General features: G+C 62.3%; 25 protein-coding genes and 1 pseudogene. 11 read left to right on the top strand and 15 right to left on the bottom strand.

Features of this window, described 5'->3' with window-relative positions; translation table 11 throughout:
* Positions 1 to 87: 87 nt before the first annotated feature.
* On the top strand, positions 88 to 435 hold the full coding sequence (locus G9X68_RS13980) for a CAP-Gly domain-containing protein (RefSeq protein ID WP_012757920.1): 348 nt from the start codon (positions 88 to 90) through the stop codon (positions 433 to 435).
* A 17-nt stretch (positions 436 to 452) separates the two neighbouring features.
* On the opposite strand, the gene G9X68_RS13975 is transcribed toward G9X68_RS13980, so the two are convergent.
* Positions 453 to 1,250: a class I SAM-dependent methyltransferase gene (locus G9X68_RS13975; protein ID WP_171602854.1), complete on the bottom strand. Its 798-nt coding sequence runs from the start codon at positions 1,248 to 1,250 to the stop codon at positions 453 to 455.
* Positions 1,251 to 1,531: 281 nt separating this feature from the next.
* Between G9X68_RS13975 and G9X68_RS13970 the strand changes: the two genes are divergently transcribed.
* Positions 1,532 to 1,927 carry an Ohr family peroxiredoxin gene (locus tag G9X68_RS13970; protein WP_171602853.1) on the top strand — a complete coding sequence of 132 codons (396 nt, stop codon included), beginning with the start codon at positions 1,532 to 1,534 and terminating at the stop codon, positions 1,925 to 1,927.
* 118 nt (positions 1,928 to 2,045) lie between these two features.
* Positions 2,046 to 3,092, top strand: a complete 1,047-nt coding sequence (locus G9X68_RS13965) for a DUF3095 family protein (protein WP_171602852.1) — start codon at positions 2,046 to 2,048, stop codon at positions 3,090 to 3,092.
* Between the two features lie 42 nt (positions 3,093 to 3,134).
* On the opposite strand, the gene G9X68_RS13960 is transcribed toward G9X68_RS13965, so the two are convergent.
* Complete coding sequence (locus G9X68_RS13960) at positions 3,135 to 3,551, bottom strand: NUDIX hydrolase (RefSeq protein ID WP_171602851.1); 417 nt, start codon at positions 3,549 to 3,551, stop codon at positions 3,135 to 3,137.
* Positions 3,552 to 3,783: 232 nt separating this feature from the next.
* Here G9X68_RS13960 and G9X68_RS13955 point away from each other — a divergent pair, with 232 nt between their 5' ends.
* Entirely contained in the window at positions 3,784 to 5,085 is a 1,302-nt protein-coding gene (locus G9X68_RS13955) for an epoxide hydrolase family protein (protein ID WP_171602850.1), read from the top strand.
* Between the two features lie 82 nt (positions 5,086 to 5,167).
* Here G9X68_RS13955 and G9X68_RS13950 read toward each other — a convergent pair whose 3' ends face one another.
* Both G9X68_RS13950 and G9X68_RS13945 read right to left on the bottom strand, forming a co-directional pair.
* Positions 5,168 to 5,674, bottom strand: coding sequence for a MarR family winged helix-turn-helix transcriptional regulator (locus G9X68_RS13950; protein WP_168313833.1), 507 nt, complete (start codon positions 5,672 to 5,674; stop codon positions 5,168 to 5,170).
* A 148-nt stretch (positions 5,675 to 5,822) separates the two neighbouring features.
* Positions 5,823 to 6,593, bottom strand: coding sequence for a siderophore-interacting protein (locus tag G9X68_RS13945; protein ID WP_171602849.1), 771 nt, complete (start codon positions 6,591 to 6,593; stop codon positions 5,823 to 5,825).
* A gap of 244 nt (positions 6,594 to 6,837) precedes the next feature.
* Between G9X68_RS13945 and G9X68_RS31880 the strand changes: the two are divergent.
* Positions 6,838 to 6,921, top strand: a pseudogene (locus G9X68_RS31880) (O-methyltransferase); the annotation flags it as partial.
* 121 nt (positions 6,922 to 7,042) lie between these two features.
* Positions 7,043 to 7,438: a Rap1a/Tai family immunity protein gene (locus G9X68_RS13940; protein ID WP_171603070.1), complete on the top strand. Its 396-nt coding sequence runs from the start codon at positions 7,043 to 7,045 to the stop codon at positions 7,436 to 7,438.
* A gap of 5 nt (positions 7,439 to 7,443) precedes the next feature.
* Here the strand turns inward: G9X68_RS13940 and G9X68_RS13935 are convergent, their stop codons facing one another.
* The gene (locus G9X68_RS13935; protein WP_171602848.1) at positions 7,444 to 8,136 is read right to left on the bottom strand and encodes a GntR family transcriptional regulator; all 693 of its coding nucleotides are present in this window, start codon (positions 8,134 to 8,136) and stop codon (positions 7,444 to 7,446) included.
* A gap of 342 nt (positions 8,137 to 8,478) precedes the next feature.
* Between G9X68_RS13935 and G9X68_RS13930 the strand changes: the two genes are divergently transcribed.
* On the top strand, positions 8,479 to 9,261 hold the full coding sequence (locus G9X68_RS13930) for an alpha/beta fold hydrolase (RefSeq protein ID WP_171602847.1): 783 nt from the start codon (positions 8,479 to 8,481) through the stop codon (positions 9,259 to 9,261).
* A 183-nt stretch (positions 9,262 to 9,444) separates the two neighbouring features.
* On the top strand, positions 9,445 to 9,837 hold the full coding sequence (locus tag G9X68_RS13925; RefSeq protein ID WP_171602846.1) for a VOC family protein: 393 nt from the start codon (positions 9,445 to 9,447) through the stop codon (positions 9,835 to 9,837).
* 90 nt (positions 9,838 to 9,927) lie between these two features.
* Here G9X68_RS13925 and G9X68_RS13920 read toward each other — a convergent pair whose 3' ends face one another.
* The 3 genes from G9X68_RS13920 to G9X68_RS13910 all read right to left on the bottom strand — a co-directional run bounded on the left by G9X68_RS13920 (position 9,928) and on the right by G9X68_RS13910 (position 12,163).
* Positions 9,928 to 11,274 carry an epoxide hydrolase family protein gene (locus G9X68_RS13920; RefSeq protein ID WP_171602845.1) on the bottom strand — a complete coding sequence of 449 codons (1,347 nt, stop codon included), beginning with the start codon at positions 11,272 to 11,274 and terminating at the stop codon, positions 9,928 to 9,930.
* Positions 11,271 to 11,420, bottom strand: coding sequence for a hypothetical protein (locus G9X68_RS13915; RefSeq protein ID WP_171602844.1), 150 nt, complete (start codon positions 11,418 to 11,420; stop codon positions 11,271 to 11,273). The genes G9X68_RS13920 and G9X68_RS13915 overlap by 4 nt, the downstream gene beginning before the upstream one ends.
* 71 nt (positions 11,421 to 11,491) lie before the next feature.
* Positions 11,492 to 12,163, bottom strand: coding sequence for a TetR/AcrR family transcriptional regulator (locus G9X68_RS13910; RefSeq protein ID WP_171602843.1), 672 nt, complete (start codon positions 12,161 to 12,163; stop codon positions 11,492 to 11,494).
* A 93-nt stretch (positions 12,164 to 12,256) separates the two neighbouring features.
* Here G9X68_RS13910 and G9X68_RS13905 point away from each other — a divergent pair, with 93 nt between their 5' ends.
* The 3 genes from G9X68_RS13905 (at position 12,257) to G9X68_RS13895 (ending at position 14,622) form a co-directional block, all read left to right on the top strand.
* Positions 12,257 to 12,856: an NAD(P)H-dependent oxidoreductase gene (locus G9X68_RS13905; RefSeq protein WP_171602842.1), complete on the top strand. Its 600-nt coding sequence runs from the start codon at positions 12,257 to 12,259 to the stop codon at positions 12,854 to 12,856.
* A gap of 81 nt (positions 12,857 to 12,937) precedes the next feature.
* Positions 12,938 to 13,897, top strand: coding sequence for an acetylxylan esterase (locus G9X68_RS13900; RefSeq protein ID WP_171602841.1), 960 nt, complete (start codon positions 12,938 to 12,940; stop codon positions 13,895 to 13,897).
* A complete protein-coding gene (locus G9X68_RS13895) occupies positions 13,894 to 14,622 on the top strand; it encodes an esterase family protein (RefSeq protein WP_171602840.1) in 729 nt (242 codons plus the stop codon). The genes G9X68_RS13900 and G9X68_RS13895 overlap by 4 nt, the downstream gene beginning before the upstream one ends.
* Positions 14,623 to 15,448: 826 nt before the next feature.
* Here G9X68_RS13895 and G9X68_RS13890 read toward each other — a convergent pair.
* The 7 genes from G9X68_RS13890 to G9X68_RS13860 are packed head-to-tail and all read right to left on the bottom strand — an operon-like array spanning position 15,449 to position 21,563.
* On the bottom strand, positions 15,449 to 16,450 hold the full coding sequence (locus G9X68_RS13890) for a dihydroxyacetone kinase subunit DhaK (protein ID WP_171602839.1): 1,002 nt from the start codon (positions 16,448 to 16,450) through the stop codon (positions 15,449 to 15,451).
* A 47-nt stretch (positions 16,451 to 16,497) separates the two neighbouring features.
* The gene (locus G9X68_RS13885) at positions 16,498 to 16,908 is read right to left on the bottom strand and encodes a hypothetical protein (protein WP_171602838.1); all 411 of its coding nucleotides are present in this window, start codon (positions 16,906 to 16,908) and stop codon (positions 16,498 to 16,500) included.
* A gap of 1 nt (position 16,909) precedes the next feature.
* A complete protein-coding gene (locus tag G9X68_RS13880) occupies positions 16,910 to 18,514 on the bottom strand; it encodes a putative PEP-binding protein (RefSeq protein ID WP_171602837.1) in 1,605 nt (534 codons plus the stop codon).
* Positions 18,498 to 18,842 carry an HPr family phosphocarrier protein gene (locus G9X68_RS13875; protein ID WP_171602836.1) on the bottom strand — a complete coding sequence of 115 codons (345 nt, stop codon included), beginning with the start codon at positions 18,840 to 18,842 and terminating at the stop codon, positions 18,498 to 18,500. Before G9X68_RS13875 ends, G9X68_RS13880 begins: the two co-directional genes overlap by 17 nt.
* Positions 18,842 to 19,240 (bottom strand): dihydroxyacetone kinase phosphoryl donor subunit DhaM, encoded by a 399-nt coding sequence (gene dhaM, locus G9X68_RS13870; protein WP_171603069.1) that lies wholly within the window; start codon positions 19,238 to 19,240, stop codon positions 18,842 to 18,844. Before dhaM ends, G9X68_RS13875 begins: the two co-directional genes overlap by 1 nt.
* A 14-nt stretch (positions 19,241 to 19,254) precedes the next feature.
* Positions 19,255 to 19,875, bottom strand: a complete 621-nt coding sequence (gene dhaL, locus G9X68_RS13865; protein ID WP_171602835.1) for a dihydroxyacetone kinase subunit DhaL — start codon at positions 19,873 to 19,875, stop codon at positions 19,255 to 19,257.
* Positions 19,876 to 19,922: 47 nt separating this feature from the next.
* Positions 19,923 to 21,563 (bottom strand): dihydroxyacetone kinase subunit DhaK, encoded by a 1,641-nt coding sequence (locus tag G9X68_RS13860; RefSeq protein WP_171602834.1) that lies wholly within the window; start codon positions 21,561 to 21,563, stop codon positions 19,923 to 19,925.
* Positions 21,564 to 21,565: the final 2 nt, after the last annotated feature.

The raw sequence follows: 21,565 nt of genomic DNA, 5'->3' as shown, positions 1-21,565 counted from the left end.
CGGCCGGGCTAGCAGAAAACGGTTCATCCCCGCCGCAGGGCACGCTATAGATCGGCCAGGCGGATTGCCGTTTCGAGAGTTTGATCCATGAGCTATGATTTCCACGTCGGCCAGAAGGTCGTCTGCATCAACGATACCTTCAAGCATGTCAGCATCGACCAGCTGATCCGCAAGGGCGAGATCTATACGATCCGCTGGGTGGGCGAATATACCCATTATATCGACGGCACGTTCATCGGGGTGAAACTCGCGGAAATCAATCGCGGCAATGACGACGGGCCGGAAGGTTATGGGGCGGCCGACATGCCCTATCGCGCGACGCGCTTCCGGCCGCTGGTGAAGGACAAGATCTCGTCACTGCGCAAGCTGTTGGCGCCGACGCCCGATGCACCGGTCGAACCGAAAGAAAAAATCAGGAAGAAAGAGAAGGTCTGAACGCCCCACGGCACCGATCAGCCCGTCTTTCTGCTGAGGAACAGCGCAACCTCTTTGCGGACCTCAAGCACGCCGCTGCGTTGGCTGAACGCTTCGGCAATGGCTTGACGGAACCGGATGAGTTGAGTTTCGCCGGCGCGATCGCCGGGCGGATAGGAGGTGAGCGCCAGGAATACATCCTCGGGCTCGGTGATCCGCAGGCTTGCCGGATGCTGCGACATGCTGACGTTTCCAAACTGCGACCGCATCGATCGTTCGGCAGCGTCATATCCGAAGGCTTCGGCAGCCGGATCGGATGGGGCACTGCCAAATATGGTCGTCAGCTCGTAAATCTCCCGCATATTATCGGCGCCGTTGGCGGTGACCGCGAGAACGCCGCCCGGCTTCAGCACTCTTGACATGTCGGCGATGCCGGCCGCCGGGTCGGGCAGGTGATAGAGCATATGCATCGCGATCACGGCATCGAAGGCTTCATCGTCGAAGGGGAGCGCGGCAGCATCGGCTCGGCAGCCTCGAACGGAGCCGAACGGCAGCGCGCTGCAACGCCCCACCGCCTCGTCGACCATGCCAGGTGAGAGGTCGGCGAGCGTCAGGTGGAGGTCCGCCGGCAGCAGACCTGCCGTTGCCGCCCAGAACCAGGCTGGCCCGCAGCCGACGTCGAGGACGCGATCGCCCGGTTTCAGTGGCAATCGCGCCGCAACCCATGGAAACCAGGCCGTCTCGGCGATGGTGTATTGGCTATGCAGTCGAGCCCGCGCGGCAAGCTTCCGGCTGTCGCCATACTGTCCCGCATTGTCTGCTGTTATGGAGGACATGGCATCTCTCCGGGTTTCTTCACAGGATGCGCCCCGCCTTTGGTTCGTCGGCAGAGCCTATAGATGGCCCTATTCCCGGACAAGACGTGACCTTGCGCCACGGGCGCCCTTGTTCGCATAGCTGCCGCTGAGGGTTGCCCGGATATGGCGCGTTTTCGCCTATAGAAACAAATCGCATCCGATTAAATCGGAATGTTGTTGACATCGGTTTTGGCTGAGCGTATTAGAGCGCATCCGATTTAATCGGATGCGAATAAAACTTAAACCGAAAGGATATCACCATGACCGAGAAGCTTCTCTTTACCGGCAAAACCCACATCTCCGGCGGCCGCGACGGCTCCGCACGCAGCAGCGACGGGACGATCGACATCAAGCTGCCGCAGCCGCATCCGGCCGCTGAAAACCTGTTCGGCATCGCCTGGTCGGCCTGCTACATCGGCGCCATCGAACTTGCCGCTGCCCAGAGAAAGATCACGCTGCCGGCCGGTCCCGAGGTCGACGCGGAGATTACTCTCAACGCCGACAACGGCTCCTTCTTCCTGAGGGCGCGCCTCAATGTCAGCCTGTCCGGCATCGATCGCGACATCGCGCAGGAGCTGATCGAGGCAGCCCATGGCATCTGCCCTTATTCCAAGGCGACACACGGCAATATCGACGTCGAGACCAAGCTTGTCTGAGCGGGCGAGGGCAGACCTCCTCGCCGGAGGATTTGATGCGGAGGGCCTGCCGGTCGGCCGGCAGACCTCTTTCTGAAGTAGCAGGCACGGGAAACCTTGCCGATCTGGAGAGCAAGCCATGATCAATAGCCACGGCCAGTCGCACCAGGCCTATGATGAGTTTTCACATGTGCTCGACCCTGATGTCTATGAGCCGTTGCCCGATGACTGGCTGATCGGCATCACTGATGTCGTCAACTCGACCACGGCGATCCGGTCGGGGCGCTACGAAGACGTCAACTATGCGGGCGCATCGATCATCGCCGCTCTCGGCAATGCCTGGGGTTCGTTCGATTTCCCCTTCGTGTTTCGCGGAGACGGGGCAGCATTCGCCTTGCCGCCCCAGGGCATCATGGCGGCGACATCGGCATTGCGGCAGGTCGCGGGCTTTGCAAGAGCCGATCTCGATCTTACCCTTCGTATCGGGCTGCTGACCGTGCGCGAGATCCGCACCAGTGGGCGCGATGTCAGAATTGCCCGTTATGCCGCCTCCGAGAACGCGAACTATGCGATGTTTGCAGGGGGCGGGCTCAAATGGGCGGAGCAGCAGATCAAGAACGGCCGGTATCTGGTCAAGCCGGGCCGCTACGCGACGAAGCCCGACCTGACCGGCCTCAGCTGTGACTGGACCCCGTTCCCAAGCCAGCGAGGCGAGATCCTGTCGCTGCTGGTCGAGCCAAATGACCATACCCGTCCCGAGGTCTTTGCGGCGCTGGCGAAACGCGTGCTTGCGATTTTCGATGCCGCACCGCGCCAATCTCATCCGCTTCCCGGCGATGTTCCCATGTCAGGAGACGGCGGGAAGCAGGTCGATGCGAAAGGCTGGTCGGAGGTCGCCGCCAATTCGGATTTCCGCAAGTTCGACGACGGTTTGCGTCTGACGCTGGACTGCACACCGGAACAGATCGACAGGGTCGAAGCGATCCTCGTTCCGGCGAGGGCGCGCGGCAAGATCAACTTCGGACTGCATCGGCAATCCCATGCGCTGATGACCTGTCTGGTGCCATCAGACAGGCCGGATTCGCACCTGCATTTCCTCGATGGAATGGGCGGCGGCTATGCCAGGGCCGCCGAGAAAATGGAGGAAGGCGCGCTTGACGATGTCGTCCGGCATCACGCTCCTTAGGCTCAGGACTCAGCCGGCGCGGGATCATAGCCGCCAAGAGATCTAAGCGGGCTTCCCCGTTTCCCGGCTGGCCAGGTTTGCGAGCATTTTGCCGAGTTGCGGTGGCGCCAGCTCGACATCGCATTCTATCGTGGCGACACCAAACCATCTAAGCTCGGTGTGTTCGTCATCGACCAGCCGCGGATAGCCGTGCCACTGATCGATGCGATAGACATGAAAGGTGGCGGATGCCTCGGGCGGGTCTTCCGATACGAACTTTCCCGCAAACTGCCAGCGCTGCGGCGTCACGCCTATTTCTTCCATCAATTCCCGGCGCATTGCCGTCTCGGCGTCTTCGCCGTCTTCGATATGGCCGCCCGGGAGGCTCCAGCGATCCGGGTGTACCCTGCGCTTGGAACTGCGCTTGGCCAGAAGAACGGTTCCGTTCTGGCTCAAGACGCCCATCGCGATGTCGGGCATGCAATCTCCTCTGCCTCATCGATCTGGCGCCGATGCTGCCCGCAGCCACGGCTCTTTGCAATGACCGGTCGTCAGTCGAGACAGTCGAGGCATAGCCTGACAGGGTAAGTTGACCCCTGTATTGCCCGGGCGCATAGTCCCCAGACAGACGCGAATGACCTGCTGTTGCGAACGAGGTCGGTCAGTCGATCTTCGTCCGTTTCCGAACAGATCAAACGGAGAGGAGAGCGTCATGCCACCCACATCCCTATCAACGCCCACGCGACGCGAGCTGCTTGCCGCCACGGCCGCCGCCGGGGCCATCGGCATGCTTGCCGGGACGCGCAGCGCTGAGGCGAATGGCGACGGGTTTAGCCCGTTCAGCGTCAATTTCCCCGAGGATCAGCTTGACGATCTGCGCCGGCGCGTCGCGGCCACCCGTTGGCCTGATAAGGAGACCGTCGCCGATGATACGCAGGGCGTGCAGCTCGCGACAATCCAGAAACTCGCGAAACATTGGGCGACGGATTACGACTGGCGCAAGATGGAGGCGCGGCTCAATGCTTTGCCGCAATTCATCACCGAAATCGACGGGCTGGATATCCACTTCATTCACGTCCGCTCCAAGCATAAAAATGCGCTGCCGCTGATCGTCACACATGGATGGCCCGGCTCGATCATCGAACAACTGAAGATCATCGAACCGCTCACCGATCCGACAGCGCATGGCGGGAGCGAAGAGGACGCATTTGACGTGGTGATCCCGTCTTTGCCGGGTTACGGCTTTTCCGGGAAACCGACGGGGTCGGGGAACTGGAACCCACCGCGCATCGCGCATGCCTGGGCGACGCTGATGCAACGTCTCGGCTACACGAAGTTCGTGGCGCAGGGTGGCGACTGGGGTAATGCGGTCACCGAATTGATGGCGGTGCAGGAGCCGGCGGGATTGCTCGGCATTCACACGAACATGGCGGCCACGGTTCCTGCTGACATCGCCAAGGCTCTTGCCGCCGGCGGCATGCCGCCAGCCGACCTGTCGCCGGACGAAAGGCGCGCCTTCGATCAGCTCGACGATTTCTACAAGAATGGGCTGGGCTATGCCGTCGAGATGAACAACCGGCCGCAGACGCTCTACGGGATCGTCGACTCGCCGGTCGGGCTTGCGGCGTGGATGCTCGATCACGACATCCGCAGTTACCGGATGATCGCCCGCGTTTTCGACGGAGAGCCCGAGGGGCTGACCAAGGATGATATCCTCGACAACGTCACGCTCTACTGGCTGACGAACACAGCAATCTCCTCGGCACGCCTCTATTGGGACAACGCGCACCATCCGTCGGGCGGGTTCTTCGATCCCAGGGGCATCAAGATCCCGGTGGCGGTCAGTGCTTTTCCCGATGAGATCTACCAGGCGCCGCAGAGCTGGGCGGAGAAGGCCTATCCGAAGCTCATCCACTACAACCGGCTGCCGAAGGGCGGTCACTTCGCCGCCTGGGAACAGCCGATGGTTTTCACTGCCGAGCTCAGGGCTGCGTTCCGGCCGCTGCGACAGTAGACCTAAAGCGTGTCGCGATCTTTCAGATTCGCTTTCTTTTGCGCGACATGCTCTAGGCGGGATCGGGCGACTGATGCCGCAATCACGATTTCCCCGGTTCGCCCTGCGTTGACCGCAGGAGGTTGTCGCGCAGCGTCGTCACCGACTTCTGGACGACGGGAAAGTCGTCGCCAAGGCCGGTGGCCCCAAGCAGCGCGTTGCCGGGATCGGTTTCAACGAGTTGGCGCCCTGCCGGCGTCAGGCTGACCCGTACCTGCCGTTCGTCGGCGGGATCGCGGTGACGGGTGATATAGCCATTCGACTCCAGCTTCTTGAGGATGGGCGTCAGCGTGTTGGATTCGAGGAACATTTTTTCCCCCAACACTCCAACGGTCTGGTCATCCTCTTCGGAGAGGGCCACCATGGCGATGTATTGCGTATAGGTCAGGCCAAGTTCATCTAGGATCGGCTTGTAGGCGCGGCCGAAGGCGAGATTTGCAGAATAGACCGCGAAGCACAGAAAGTTGGAAAGTTTCCGGCCGTCCTTGCCCGCTGACGGGGAGGCGGGCGCAGGCGTCCCAGGCTGTCTTGCGGTTTTAGATACGGGCATGGTTTCATCCTATCCAGGCTCTGAATACTAGGAGTTACATATACATCGTATCCGATTAAATCGCAACTGAATTTGTGACTCTTTTCGACCAGCTTGTCCGGCCGTCGCCCCCAGTTTCGGGAGCGGCGGTCCGTAGACGCCTCGCCGCCTAGCCGAACTTCTCCGTCGTATCGGCCTTGCCGAATACCCAGTAGCCGGACGCCTTGATCCAGCCGAGTGGGCAACCTCGTTCCAGCAGGTAGGCGCGGATATCGCGTGTCACCGAGGCTTCCGCCGCGACCCAGACGAAGGTCTCCGGCTGGATATCGACCGCGCTCAACAGCTTCAGCAGCGCTGCGGCATCGGTTGCCTGCGAGAGAGGCCGATGCGCCCAGTGGAGGTGCAGTTCGGCTGATGTCTCGAAGCTCTGCTCTTCCAAGGGGCCGGTGACGGCTGCGATTGTGGTGATGACGGTTCCGGCGCCGCTCTCCTCGATCCGGCGGCCGATCGCCGGCAACGCGGTTTCGTCGCCAATCAGCAGCCACCGTTTGACTGTTGCGGAAACTACGGCGGAGCCCCTTGGTCCGCCGATCTCGAGCCTGTCGCCGGGGCGCGAATTGATCGCCCATTGGGTCACCGGGCCTGCTTCGTGCAGGGCGAAGTCGATGGTCAATTTCCGCTCGGCATTGTCATAGCGGCGCGGCGTGTAGTCACGACGTTCTTCTCCACCATCGGCAGTGGGAGTGAAGATCTTGATGTGATCGTCAGCACCGAGACTGATGAAATCGGCGAGATCGTCACCTGCCAATATGACCCGGCGCATGCTCGGAGTGATATTGATGACGCTTTCGACCGTCAGTAAGCGCCGCCGCGTATCGTGGCGAATCCGCTCAATGCCAGGGGTCGATGAAGCTTGATCTTGGAATTGATTGTTATCCATGTGTCCTTCCGGGGCTTCTGAAGCTCGATCCGCAGGACACAGTCGCGCAGATCGAAGCCGCAAAGCCGTTCGATCATACGCGTTGAGTGACGTTAACGCTTACGTGGCCGGGTGACCCGACCATTGACGGCATGATGTAGCCGACGACGGCGGCATCTGCAACGGCAAGGTGGTCAACAAGAGCGATGATTGCCAAAGTTTAACTTTCCGGTGCCGTTCCGCCGGGGCAATGATCGGCCGATCAGCGGAAGCCGTTCGCGCCAAGCCAGGGATATCAAGCGTGCTGCTGCCGGTCGGGAGCGGGCTTGAGGTCAGTCGGTTCTATTGAGGCTGAGGCGAGATTAGCGGCCATTTTGTTTTTTGGTTGCAGCAAAAAAGATGACACGTTTGAAGCTAATTTCCGACACTTTCCCGATCAAAGCTCCGCCATCGCGAGCTTTGGAGATGTGATGTCGGGCATTCTTATCGCCACGCTGTTGGCAACGGTTTCACCAAAGATTCCCGCCGGATTTTCCAGCGGTGACTTCCTCTATTCTGATTGCGGCGGCTCACGGCAGTTTGTCGTTGGATATGTCGCGGGTTGGTTGGACAAGTGGAACCGGGACGAGTATCTGGCCCGCCGTATTTTCACCGAAGTCGTTCCTGCGTCGAAAGCAATGGTGAACTCGGCGTATTTTGCCAACTCCGTCGGGGTAAACGTCTGTGTGCCGGTTGGAACGACCGCGGAAGCAATCGGCGATACGTTGTGTACATTCCTAGACGAGAATCCCGGCATTCGCGAGGCCACGGGCGACGAGCTGATGACGACATTGATCGCCTATAAATACCGCTGCCCCGTGCCGTAGGAACGTCAAACTCCCCCCGGCTTGTTGGTTTCGATGAAGCGGCTGAGCGAGGTGGCGGCGTTCAGCATGTGGGCGCGCATGCGCCGCGATGCCATCTCACCGTCGCCTTCGGCGATCGCCTGCATGATCGCCTCGTGCTCGTCGCGGGATCGGCGCAGCCGTTCGCCCTGGCGCAGCTGCGTGCGCCGGAAGGCATTCAGGCGGTTGCGCACGGCGATCGCCTGTTCGGCAAGGAAGCTATTGTGGGTGGCGTGATAGATGGCTTCATGGAATTGGCGGTTGAAGCTGTCATAGGCGTCGAAATTTCCGGCTTCGACAATCGGCTTTGAGAGGTCGTGCAGTTCGATCAGATGGCTGCGCTCCAGCGGCGTCATGCGGTAGGTGGCGAGCCTGACACATACGGCCTCGATCTCGGCCACCGTTTCGAACATTTCCATGATGCGCTCCGGCGTCATGCGGGCGACGACGCCGCCGCGCCGGGCGCGAAGCTCGACGAGGCCGCCCGCCGCCAGCTGACGCAGCGCTTCGCGAACCGGCGTCCGGGAGGCGCCAAAACGATCGGCAAGCTGCTGTTCGTCCAACGCTGCGCCCGCCGCCAGCGTGCCGGTGGCGATCTCGTCCGTCAGGGCGTTGCGAATGCGGTCGGAGAGCAACCCGCGATCATCGCCGTCATCCTCGGTTTCGAAACCATTCGCCATTCCGTCATCTCCGATCTGTCTCAGCATCGACGGCTCGATCGATTGTGTATGCAAATGCGATTGACGCGCCGCTCAGCGTATACACTTATGACATCACGAAGGTGTTACGTATTCAATAATTGACTTTATATCGAATGGGAATACATAAATCCCCAGCGAGCAGGCTTCTGCATACACGAAGCCGCCTCGGCAGCCGCAACGCGACGAAGACCAGCGCCTTGCGCCGGGCAAACTAACCGTTTCGATAAGGCATCACAGACCAATTTTGACTTGGCTTCGGTTCTTCGGTCCCGAGCTACATGCCTTCGATCCTTCAATTCCCTACGCACAAGGAACCAGATCATGATGATGAACAGACGGACTTTCTCGGCTGCCCTTGTTGCCGGCGCCGCCGCTTCTCTGCTTGCCACCCGCGGCATGGCCGCGACATCGGCTCCCGTTAAGGCGCGCAACGTCGTGCTGGCGCACGGGCTGTTTGCCGACGGCTCATGCTGGACCGAGGTGATTGCGCGCCTGCAGGCGGCGGGGCTCAATGCCACGGCGGTGCAGAACCCGCTGACGACGCTGCCCGAGGCCGTCGATTCCGTAAAGCGCGTGCTCGACCGGCAGGATGGCCCGACGGTTCTGGTCGGGCATTCGTTTTCCGGCATGATGGTCACCGAGGCCGGCGTGCACCCTGATGTTTCGGCGCTCGTCTATGTGGCGGCGCGGGCGCCGGATGCAGGTGAGGATTATACCGCTCTCGCCAAAACCTTCCCAACGCCGCCGGCTTCTGCCGGCATCGTCTTCGACGGCGACGAGGGTCGGCTGAGCGAGGAAGCCTTCCTGCGTGATTTCGCCGGCGACCTGCCGGAGGCGAAAGCGAAAGTTCTCTATGCTGTGCAGCAGCCATTCCAAAAGGCGCTGCTGACCGGCAAGACGACGCAGGCCGCCTGGCGTTCGAAGCCGAGCTGGTATGCGGTTTCGACCGAGGATCGGACGATAAATCCCGATCTCGAACGCTTCATGGCCAAACGGATGGGCGCGAAGACCATTGAAATCCAGGCCAGCCATCTGTCGTTGATCTCCCACCCGGACGAGATCACAAAGCTGATCCTCGAGGCGGCGGGGCAGAATACGGACTGATGCCGAGGCCGGGAAGCGGCAGGGCCGTTCGCCGGCTGGTCACCGCTTGCTTTGGTGATGGGCCATGATGCCGCGACGGTCGCGTCAAGTTTGGCCGAGGTTCGGAACAAGAGGCGGCCGAGGGTGTTCACCGAACTAAGCCTCCATCGAAGTTGCAGTTCACCTCGTTTGCGAGAGACCGCTATGGCCATCCACTTCAATCATACCATCCTCTTGGCTCGCGACAGCAAGACCTCGGCAGATTTTCTGGCCGATATGTTGGGGCTGCCGGCGCCGCGGCGCTGGGGGCCGTTCTACATGGTCACGACCGACAACGACGCCAATCTCGATTATATGGATACGGAAGGCGAGATCGTCCGCCAACACTACGCCTTCCTGGTCGGAGATGATGAATTCGAGGCGATATTCAATCGAATTCGCGAGCGGAACCTGCGTTACTGGGCTGACCCCGGCCAGCGGAAGCCGAGCGAGACCAATGACCACGACAACGGGCGCGGGGTCTATTTCGAAGATCCGAACGGCCACCTGGTTGAGATCATCACGCGCGCTTATGGCAGCGGCGGCTGGAATCCGTGAGCTTGGCGCCAAGGGAGGCGACCCCGTGCCGATCATGGACAATCATACCAGGCGGCAGCATCCCTGAGCGGCGAGGGGCCGCCGCTCCTCTCATATCGGTCGGCGCAACGGCCTGAACGCGGCTCGAAGCTCGGCGGAGAAGAGCTCCGGCTGCTCCCAGGCGGCGAAGTGGCCGCCCTTGTCGACCTTGTGGAAATAGCTAAGGTTGCGATAGGCGCGACGGGCCCATGTCTCGGGGGCCTGATAGCTCTCCCCAGGAAAGACGGTGATGGCGACCGGAAGCGCGATCTTGGAGGTCTTCTCCCCGGCCGCAAGGACGGGACTGCGCCCGCCGCCATATTCCCAGTAGATCCGGGCCGAGGAAGCGGCGCTGTTGGTCAACCAGTAAAGCGTGATGTCGTCGAGCACCTCGTCGGGAGACTTTTCGGGATCGCTGCTGTCGTAGGTCCAGTGTGTGAAGCCTGGATGACCGAGCGTCCATGCCGCAAGGCCGGCCGGGGAATCCGATATGGCGTAGCCGATCGTCTGCGGCCTCGTGCCCATCATCGTGGCATAGGACCTGTTCCCCATCTTGGCTGCGGCGCTGAGGGCATCGAACGCCGCGCGTTCCTCGGTGGAGAGTCGCTGCGGCGCCGGCCCGCCCGCGGCGAGCACCGCGGCAACTTCGGGCGGCACGACAGCCGGCAGGTTGATGTGGATGCCGAGCAGGCCTTGTGGCGCGAGCCGTGCCATCGCGCCGGAGACCGGCGAGCCCCAGTCGCCGCCCTGGGCGACGTAGCTGCTGTAAGCGAGGCGCTTCATCAATTCCGCCCAGGCCCGCGCGATGCGGTCCGGCCCCCAGCCGGTGCCGGTCGGCTTGCCGGAGAAGCCGTAGCCCGGCATCGACGGAATGACCACGTCGAACGCATCTTCGGCGCGTCCGCCGTGAGCGGTCGGATCGGTGAGCGGGCCGATGATCTTGAGGTTCTCGAATACCGATCCCGGCCAGCCATGGGTGATGATGACGGGCAGGGCATTCGGATGTTTCGAGCGGACGTGAATGAAGTGGATGTCTAGGCCGTCGATTTCGGTGATGAATTGCGGCAGCGCGTTCAGCTTCGCTTCCGCCTTTCGCCAGTCGTAGCCGGTGCCCCAATAATCGACGAGCGGCTTGATCTTTTCGAGCTGTATGCCCTGTGACTGGTCGTCGACCGTCTCTCGTTCGGGCCAGCGTGTTGCCAGCACGCGCCGGCGAAGGTCGAGGAGGTCCGCCTCGGGAGTGTCGACGCGAAACGGGCGGATCGCATCTCCCGTGGCAGCCGATGCCGGATAGGACGGAAACAGGCTGGTCGCGCCCGCGGCGGCGATCCCGATCGCAGCGGTGGTCAGGAACCTGCGCCGGTCGCGGTTCAGGGATTCCGAGCCGGCACTTGTGAGCATTTTGAAGAGCATGGTCATGGCATTGTCTCCTTTGAAGCAGACGCCTTGGGCAAGACTTCGATGAGTTCGGCCGTCGTCAGAATAGCATGGGCGTAGGTCGGGCCGTTCAGCTTGTGCGCAGGATCCATCATTTGGTGCGAGAAGGCGGCCGTCGCGTCGCTCACCAGGTCGTCCCGAAATAACCGAGTTCCATGGCGAAACGGGCGGTGGATTCGATACAGGTAGTCCCGCCGGATCATCTCGATGCGAGGCCGGCCGTATCGCGCAGGTGAGCGGGATGCGTGCCGCCGCCCATACTTCTCGCCACCATCGCGACGATGGTTTCGAAGAGTTCGTTCTTTGCCTCGACAGCGGTGATGTCGCCCGACGCGGCGGCATAGGAGAGGGCTTCGGCGGCGCCGAGCATGGCCCAGAGGCCGGCTGCGGCGATCGTGCCGGCACCGGTAAAGGGCGAAAGCGCGATGCGGCATTTCTCGATGAAGGCCGCTTCGTATTCGCGCTTGATCCTTTCGAGTTCCGGCGAGCCGGCAAGTGCTGCGATCACACCGGGGATTTCGCGGCCCTGAAGAAGCACGCAGTCGACATAGGAGGTGGCGATGACTGTGGCCCGGTCTACGAGCGACGGCTGGCTTGCTGCAAGGGCTGCGTCCATCACAGCCGTCTGGCGGGCGTCGAATTCGCGGTAGAGCGCTGCGAGCAGGCCGGGGCGGGTTTCGAAATGATCATAGACAACGGGTTTCGTTACGCCCGCCCGCTCGGAAAGCCGGCCGAGGGTCAGCGCTTCCGTTCCCTCGTCACGGGCGATCTGCCAAGCGACGTCGAGCAACTGGCGATGCCGATCCTGCCGCGACAGGCGGCGGCGCGGTTGCGGATCGGTCGGCTGACCTGTTGTTTCGGCGCTTGACATCACTATATACCAAAAGTAACTTACTGAAAGTAGCTTACCAAAGGTATACAGCCCGCGTCTTCCGTCCGCAATCATTCAACAGGAGTTTTTTGCATGCACGCGCTCATCGTCGTCGCGCATCCCGATCCCCAGTCGCTCACCCACGGCGTCGCCGCCCATCTTGCCGAGGGTGTCGCGCTTGCCGATGCCGGCCATTCCGTTGAGTTTGCCGATCTCGCGGCCGAGGGCTTCGATCCCCGGTTCAGCGCTGCCGATCTCGGCCTGCATCTGAGGGACGAGGCGGTGCCGGCCGATGTCGCCGCCGAGCAGGCGAGGATCGACCGCGCCGATGCGCTGGTGCTCGTCTATCCCGTCTACTGGTGGTCGATGCCGGGGCTGCTCAAGGGATGGATTGACCGGGTGTTCACCAATGGCTGGGCTTATGACGATCGCTCGGGTACCGGGGTGGCGAAGCTGCTCGGCCGTCTGCCGGTGCATCTGGTCGGGCTTGGCGGCGCCGATGCCGGGACCTATGCGCGGCACGGCTATTTCGGCGCCATGAAGACACAGATCGATCACGGCATCTTCAACTATTGCGGCGCCCCCGTAGTGACATCGGAGCTGCTGCTCGAAGCCGGGCCGGACGATGTGGCCGCTCATCTCAAGGCGGCGCGCGCCATCGGCTGCGGGCTTTTTGACGGTTCGCGGCAATAGAGGGCTGTCCGGCCGCGCCGTTTTGCGGGTCGGCGGAGGCAGAGTCTTGCGCCGCCGGCCTTTTCACGAGAAAAGCCTTGGATGAGCATTCCCAAGACACATCCCTTCGATTTCGACCCCACCTACGGCATGCCTCTCGCGGAGCTTCTCGCGGTCGAGCCGCCCGAGGCGCCTGAGGGTTTTGATGCGTTCTGGCAGGCGCGCTATCTGAAAGCGCTGGCGGTTGATCCGCAGCCGGTGCTGCGCCGGAGCAAGATCACCCATCCCGACTGGCACGTGCTCGACCTCGTCTATCTCTCGACCGGCTCTTTCCGGATCGGCGGCTGGCTCATCCTGCCGCGCAAGGGGGAGGTGCGGCGCGGCCTCGTCGTCGGGCATGGTTATGGCGGGCGGGATCGGCCTGAATTCGATCTGCCGGTCACGGAGACGGCGGTGCTCTTTCCCTGCTGCCGCGGGCTGTCGCTTAGTGCTCGTCCGCCGATCTCGCAGAATCCCTCCTGGCATGTGCTCCACGATATCGACAAGCCGAAATCCTATATCATCGGCGGCTGCGTCGAGGATATCTGGCTCGCGGTTTCGACGCTTGCGGCGCTCTATCCCTGGCTGTCAGGGCATATCGGTTATAGCGGCATCAGCTTCGGCGGCGGTGTCGGGGCGATGGCGATTGCTTACGACCAGCGCATCGATCGCGGTCATCTGGCGCTGCCGAGCTTCGGGGATCAGCCGCTGCGGCTGACCTTGCCGACAGTCGGCAGCGCGCAATCGGTGCAGGAGTATTATAAGAAACACGCAGATGTGCTCGAGACGCTTCGGCTCTACGATGCGGCAACGGCCGCTTCGCGGATCAAGGTGCCGATGCTGGTTGCCGTTGCGCTGTTCGATCCTTCGGTGGCGCCGCCCTGCCAGTTTGCTGTCGCGAATGCGATACCAAAATTTAATGAAATCTTCATCCTGGATGTAGGGCATTTCGACTATCCTGGCAGCGCTGAGCAAGAGGCGGTTCTCCGCGACAAGGTGGGACAGTTTTTCAGGGTGCCATGAACCGCGAATATCTGCGCTGGTACAGTCAGCGGCTGCATCGAGACATGGAGATGCTGGTGTTCGGCCATGCCGGCGCCAAGGTGCTGGTTTTTCCGACGCGGGAAGGGCGCTTCTTCGAATATGAGCAGCTCGGCCTGGTCGGCAGCCTTGCCGACAAGCTGCAGGCGGGACAACTTCAACTCTATTGCATCGAAGGCTTGGCGGTCGAGACCTTCTATGCCTTCCACCATCACCCGGCCGAGCGCATCCGCCGGCATGGCGCCTTCGAGGATTATATCCTGCACGAAGTTCTGCCGTTGATGGCGGCGAAGAACCCGCATGACTGCACCATCGTGCACGGCTGCAGCCTCGGCGCCTTCCAGGCGGCAAGCCTGTTCTTTCGTCATCCGCATCTCTTCCGCAAGCTCGTCGCCTTTTCCGGCCGCTACGACCTGACGATGAGGGTGGAATCCTTCGGCGACCTGTTCGACGGTTATTACGACGACAGCGTCTATTTCCACACGCCGACGCATTTCCTTCCCGGTCTTGGCAGCGACTGGCGGCTAGACAGGCTGCGCGAGAGCGACATCGTCCTCACCATCGGCGATGCCGACCCCTTCCTCGACAATAACCGCTATCTCAGCCGGCTGCTTGGTGAAAAGAATATCGGCCATCAGCTGCATGTCTGGGACGGACGCGCCCACCGCGCCGGCGCCTGGAGGAAGATGGCGCCGCTTTACATCTGACGTCCTCGGGATGCGTTCATATGCAATCCAAACTCGCCGAGGTGTAAGCGGCACCTATGAATGTCGTAGTTTTTATGTGCGTCGGCCTTTGAAGCATTGACATTTGCAAAGAGTAATTCAAACGTAAAACGTTTTTGGCGATCGAAATGCACGCAGAGGATTAGTATTCTGGTCGTTGTTTAACAACCGCATCAGACTTGTTCTGCAAATATGATGAATTTACTCGGCTTAAGATTGAATATTGGGGTAGAAGTTTGTTTCTCGGTCGCCCTCGTCTTTACGGGCTTATTGTCGCTGCACTGGTATTTTTGCCGGGATTTAAAGCGACTGCGGCAGGCCTGACTTGTCACCAAAACATTGAAGGTTCAAGCCTTCCCACTCCTCCCTCTGGTTTTCTTGGGTTCTTCTGGAGTTTTGAGAGCGACGTTATTGCCGCCTTTCCACTTACTACGCCTGCTAGCCGGCTTTCATCTTGGATGGATCAGGAGAGCTTTAGCTGGCTGTCTTACGGTCCCTTCGATACAGCTACTATCGACGAAGATGATGAGATCCGAAGATCCTCTGAGCGGGTAGCCGCTGCGAAGAAAATAAATAGTAGATTTAAAGAGATTCGGACTTGGTGTGGGATGTCGTACTTCTCAGTCGCTTGGAATTCCGATGGATGTGGAAACCTAACTGAGGTTTTCGCTGACGAAAAAATATGTGTAATGGATATTCTTCCGTAGGGGACAACTAATGGGCTCGCTACAATAGGCGTTAATAATTTTATTCTGGGTTTCGGCCACGCATTTGTCGAGATCGAAACGAGTAACGGCAGCAGGCAGATTCACGGAATGCCGCCCCAATGTAATGCGGCCGTCGCCACAGGGGCGTCCCAGAGCACGATCTCCTCGTCGGTCAGCAAGGCAAGGGTGACCGACAGTCCCTGCATGTCGAGCGAGGTGACGTAGGTTCCGACCAGCGAGCGCTCGACCGGGATGGCTTTCTCCTCGATGAAACGGCGGGCACTGTTATAGGCGAGGTAGAGCTCGGCGGGCGGGGTGCCCCCGAGGCCGTTGACGAAGAGCAGCGCCTTCGTACCCGGCGCTGCCGCGATGTCGCCGGCGATGGTTTCGCAGAGATGGCCGATGATGGCGTCGGAGGTGGTGAACGGCTGCCTGGCATGGCCGGGCTCGCCATGGATGCCGACGCCCATTTCCATTTCGTCGGGTCCGAGCGCAAACGTCGTGCGCTCGGTCTGCGGCACCGTCACGCCGTTCAGCGCCACACCCATCGAGCGGATGCGCGTGTTCAACCCCTCGCCAAGCTGCTTCAACTCGGCAAGCGGCATGCCGCGTTCGGCCGCAGCACCCAGGATCTTTTCGACGATCAGCGTTCCGGCGACGCCGCGCCGACCGCGGCCTTCGCCCGTTCTCGATGTTTCGATATCGTCGCTGACGACCACCATGTCGAGGCTGTGGTGGTCGCCGGCCATCTCGATCGCCATTTCGAAGTTCATCAGGTCGCCGTCGTAATTCTTGACCACGAGCAGGCAGCCGGCGCCGGTATCGGCCTCTTCGATGGCGGTAATGATCTGACTCGGTGTCGGCGAGGTGAAGATATGGCCGACGCAGGCGGCATCCAGCATGCCGTGGCCAACGAAGCCGATATGCATCGGCTCATGACCGGCGCCGCCGCCTGATATGAGCGCCACCTTGCCAGGGGTAAGATGGCGGCGGCGGATGCATTTGCGCTCGGGCCCGAACACCACGAAGGCCTCATGGGCGCGCACGAAGCCTTCGACGCTTTCGGCGACCATGGTTTCCGCAGTGTTCATGAACTTCTTCATCAAGCCTCTCCCAAGGCCAAGGGCATTACGTTACGTTAATCTGCTCACTACTCACTCGCCCCTGAAAGCGCGACGATCTTCTGCACCAGATCGGAGATCGCCTCTTCCAGCAGGCGGTTTTTCCTGTCGTCGCCGAAATCAGGCACCATCAGCGACAGGTGCCGCAATTTCTCGGAATGGCCGAGGTCCGGCAGCTTGCCGGGATGGGCGGCCTGATAGGCTTCGAGAAAGCGCTCCTGTTCAGCGGCGCTGAAATGGCAGACGCGGACGATCGTCGCGAGATGGCGCGCCGGCAGCGGCGTCGCATAGGTCGGGCTGGTGATCTGGGTGACGAAGCTGCGGTGTTTTCCAAGCGCCGTTGCCAGGCGCTGGCGCGTGCCCGATGGCCTGTTGTCGATGATCTGCGCCAGAATGGACTTGTAGGCGATAATGGCGTCTTCGGTGTCTTCGCGCGCCATTCTACTCTCCGGCTGCCCTTGTGCCATCGGCGTTGAGGCCGATGATCGCCGATCTTATCGCGGGACGCCGGGCCGGCGCCACGGAAAAATGCCGGAGGCCGGCGGCGAGCAATCCCGGCAGATAGTGCGGGTCACCGGCCATGTCGCCGCAGATGCTGATGGGCTTGCCGGCGGCAAGCTTCACCGCCTGGGCAATCAGCCGGAGCACGGCGGGCGCTGCCTTGCCGGCATCGGCGTCGATGTCGTCGCGGGCGGAGGCGGCGAGATACTGGGTGAGATCGTTGGTTCCGAACGAGAAGAACGCGGCAGATCCAAAAGTGTCGAGCATCAATGCGGCTGCCGGCACCTCCACCATCATGCCGATCGGCGGCATACGATGGAGCAGGGAACGGCGGCCGAGCTTTTCGGCTTCCTCGCGGAATATTTCGCGCATCCTGTCGATCTCGTCGGGAAAGGTCACCATCGGCAGCATTACCGACAGCTTGCCGAAGACGGCGGCGCGCAGCAGGGCGCGGGCCTGGACGCGGGCGATTTCCGGCCGGGCAAGCAGCAGCCGGATGCCGCGCAGGCCTGGGGAGAGAGCCGGCAGATCTTCGAGGCCGGCGAGCGGCTTGTCGCCGCCGATATCGAGCATTCTTATGGTCACCGGCTTTTCGCCCGCCTGTTCCATCACGTGGCGATAGATCGCGAGCTGCCGTTCCTCATTGGCGGCATCGGCGAGCGAGGTGACGGAAAATTCCGAGCGCATCAGGCCGACGCCCGCCGTTGCCGGATCGAGCGCATCGATCTCGGCGGGATCGTTGATGTTGATGGAGACGAGGATCGGCACACCGTCTGCCGTGCGCAGTTCACCGCTTTCGGTTTGCGTGTCGCCGGCGGGCGCTTGTGGGGGTGCAAGCGGCGGGATCAGCATGCCGCCCGCCTGCAGGACGACCGTGCCGGCGTCGCCATCGACGCTGACAGGATCGCCCTCCGCGACCGAAAAGCGGCCGGTGCCGACCACCATCGGTACCGATTTCGCCCGGGCGAGCAGGGCGACGTGGCCGGCGGTGCTGCCTGCAAAGAGCGCGATGCCGCCGCCTTTCGACCAGTCATGGGCGAGAAAACGGCTCGGCTCCATGTCCTTGCCGACGAAGACCGAGCCGAGCGGAAAATCGGCGATCGGAGTGCCGGCGAGCGCACCGAGCACGCGGTTCTTGATGTCGAGAATATCGACGGCGCGGGCCCGCATCTGTTCCTCATCAGCCGCTTCGAGTTCGCCGATATAGGCGTCGAGGGTGGCGACCCAGGCAAAGACGACGTTCTGGTCCTCTTCCATGCGTGCGCCGGTCGCTTCCGCGATCGTCGGGTCGCGCAGCACCTCGATCTGGAAATCGATGATATCGCGGCTTTCGGCGTCGGCGCCCTCGGCGAGGCGTTCGAGTTCGCCGATCGAGATGTCGATCGCCTTTTCCAGCGCGCCGAATCCTCCGACGGTTCCGGGTGCTGCGGCAGCGTCCGGCCGTTCGGCAGCGGAAGGAGCCTTCGGCTCCTCCGCGAGAAAGGCCGGGCCGGATGCGATACCCGGGGATGCGCTCTTTGCCTTCAGCTTAAGCGGTTCGGCCATGTTTCTTTTCCTCATCGAAGTTGCGCTCGATGAGTTCCTTCAGGGCGCGGATCGCCTCTTCGGCGAGAATGCCGTCGGCGCGGATCCGGAGGATCGATCCTTTGCGGATCCTCGCGCCCATGATCTTGATGATGCTCTTGCCATTCAGCCAGACATCGCTGCCGTTGACGGCGACCTCGATCGAGCAGGGGAAGGACTTGGCAAGCCGCGTGAAGGTGACGGAGGGGCGGGCATGCAGCCCGACGCCATGCTTGACTTCCACCTCCGTCTGGCAGTTCACATGCAATGGACCAGGCTCCTGTTTTTCAATACGCAACCCGTTCGTCATCAGGGGGAGAGTTCCTCGGCTGTGGCGACGACCTTGGCGAGCGACGCGCCCCCCGACGCTTCGGCAGCGGCGATGACGGCGCCTTCGACGAGCGGCGCATTGCAGATGGAGACGAGGCCCGAACGGGGAAGCCCCAGCATTTCGATCGCCATCTCGCTGTTGGTTTCTGCGCCGCCGAGATCGACGAAGACGGCGACGCCGGCATCGGACCAGGCGGCCTCGATTGCCCTCAGAATGCCGGCGGCATCGGTGCCGAGCTCGCCATGGACATTGCCGCCCGACCAGGCGAGCGGCACGCAGTCACCGACCATCTGCCGGACCATGTCGGCGATCCCCTTTGCCACCAGCGGCGAGTGGGAGACGATCACGATACCCACATTTGCGGTCTTTCCATTCATGTCGGTCCTTGCATTCATTGGGGGCGGTGCTCCCCGAGGTAGCGGCAGATCGCCGTGGTCAGCAGCGCGCAACTCGACGCGCCGGGATCGACATGGCCGATGGAGCGATCGCCGAGATAGGCGGCGCGCCCGCGCATCGCCTTCATCGGTGCGGTTCTGCTGGCTGACCGTTCGGCCTTGCGGGCGATATCGCCGAGTGGTGACCGCTTCGCCAGCGCGGCATGCACGGGATAGAGCACGTCGAGCAGCGTCTTGTCGCCGGCATGCGCCCGCCCGCGCCTTGCCACCGCGTCGATCGCCTGTTTCAGCACCTGCGAGAAATCGGCCTTCTCCTCGCTTTTGCGAAGCTCGCGGCCGATCTCCATCAGCAGCGTGCCGTAGAGCGGTCCGGCAGCACCGCCGACATTCATCACCAGCGTCAGGCCGATCTTTTCCACGGCGTCGGGGAAGGGCAGGCTGGACAGGCTCTCGCCCTCGGCGCTCACCGCCTCGCAGCCGCGCCGCATATTGGTCCCGTGATCGCCATCGCCGATGGCGCGATCGAGTGCGCAGAGGCGATCGGTGTTCTCCGCGATCGTCGCGCGGCACACCTCGATCAATCCTGCCACCAGCATCGGTTCCGCCTGCACTGCCATCCTCCCTGTCGCCGCGTCTCCCGCGCGGCTCTCGAACTTTACGCCGGTCAGGCGAGGCTTGCCACCACGCCGAACGCGCCGGCAACCGCGACCGCACCGGGATCGGCAACGCCCGCCAGATCCCTTTCGCCGACATAGGAGGCGCGTCCGGCTCTCGCCTTCGTCATCGTCTTGGTCGACTCCGCCCCCACTACGGCTGCCCTTGCGGCTGCGGCGACATCGCCGGATGCGAGCGCCTGCAGGGCAGGCGAGAGCGCATCGACCATCGTCCGGTCGCCGACTGCGGCTCCGCCATAGAACGTCATCCTGTCGAGCCCAGCAAGAAGGGCTGCCGATATATCGGCCTTGTCGGCCATGGCCTTTGCCGCCGCAGTGAAGAAGATCGACAACAGCACGCCGCTCGATCCGCCCATGCTGGTGCCGAGAATATCGCCGAGCGCGGCGAGCGTTGCCGCCGGCCGGTCGAGCGGCAGCGCGTCGAGGCGGGCAAGCACGCTGCGGGCGCCCGTCGCCACCGTCGAACCGGTATCGCCATCGCCGACGCGGCCGTCCAGCCGGTTGAGCTCGCTTTCCTGTGAGATCAGATGCTCGCAGAGCGCCGTGATCAGGCGCCGGTTGCGGGCGTTCTCCCCGGCCACAGCCGCGCCGTTCAATCCGGCCGCCGTCCTCGGTGCGGCGATGGTCTGGATCTCGTGGCGTTCGACGGCCGGCATCCAGGCATGCGGCTCGATCGCTGCCGTCAACGCCGCTTCGCGCGTGGCATCCAGCCGGATCAGCGACAGCGAGAAACCATTCATGTTGAGCGCGGTCATCATCGGCGCCGGGCCAACGATCAGCCGAATGCGATCGGCAAGCGGCGATGAGAGCACGGCTTTGGCAATGACGGTCATTTCGAGCGGCGGCACCGCGCCGAGATTGTTGATGAGGAGGCAGTGGCTTGCCCCTTCGCGCAGTGTCGGCGACAGGCGCGCCACCATGGTGGCGACGATATCGGCGACCGGCTGCAAAGTGATGCGCTCGACACCCGGCTCGCCATGGATGCCGAGGCCAAGTTCACCCTCGTTCTCGCCGAGGCGGTCCTCATGCGGCTGGCCGGGCACGCTGCAAGTGGAAAGCGACATGCCGAGCGAGACGATGTCGCCGGCCGCAGCCACGGCATGGGCTGCGACCGTCTTCAGGTCCTCGCCCCTTTCGGCGTGATAGCCGGCGATCTTGTGGATGAACAGCGTGCCGGCGACGCCGCGCGGCTGGGTGATGCCGGGGATGGCGATGTCGTCGGCGACGATGACCATTTCGACGTCGAAGCCCTCGGCGCGCGCCTTCTCGGCGGCGAGGCCGAAATTCAGGCGGTCGCCGGTGTAGTTCTTGACGATCAGCAGGGCGCCTTTCGGGCCGGTCACGGCGCGGATTGCCGTCAGCACCGCATCGACGCTCGGCGAGGCGAAGATTTCGCCGGATACGGCAGACGTCAACATGCCCTTACCGACGAAGCCGGCATGCGAGGGCTCATGGCCGGCGCCGCCGCCGGATATGATCGCCACCTTCGACTTGTCCCAGTCCGCGCGCAGGATCACCTTGATGTCGGGAAAGCTGTCGAGGCGGGCAAGACGGCCTTTGCTGCTCGTCAGAAGCAGACCGTCCAAGGCTTCGGTGACGATGTTTTCCCTGCGGTTGAAGAAATGTTTCATCG

The sequence above is a fragment of the Rhizobium changzhiense genome (genome assembly GCF_013087625.1).
Taxonomy (GTDB): Bacteria; Pseudomonadota; Alphaproteobacteria; order Rhizobiales; family Rhizobiaceae; genus Rhizobium; species Rhizobium sophorae.
Note: the sequence above shows the minus strand (reverse complement) of the source record. Positions and strands in the feature narration are given on the sequence as shown.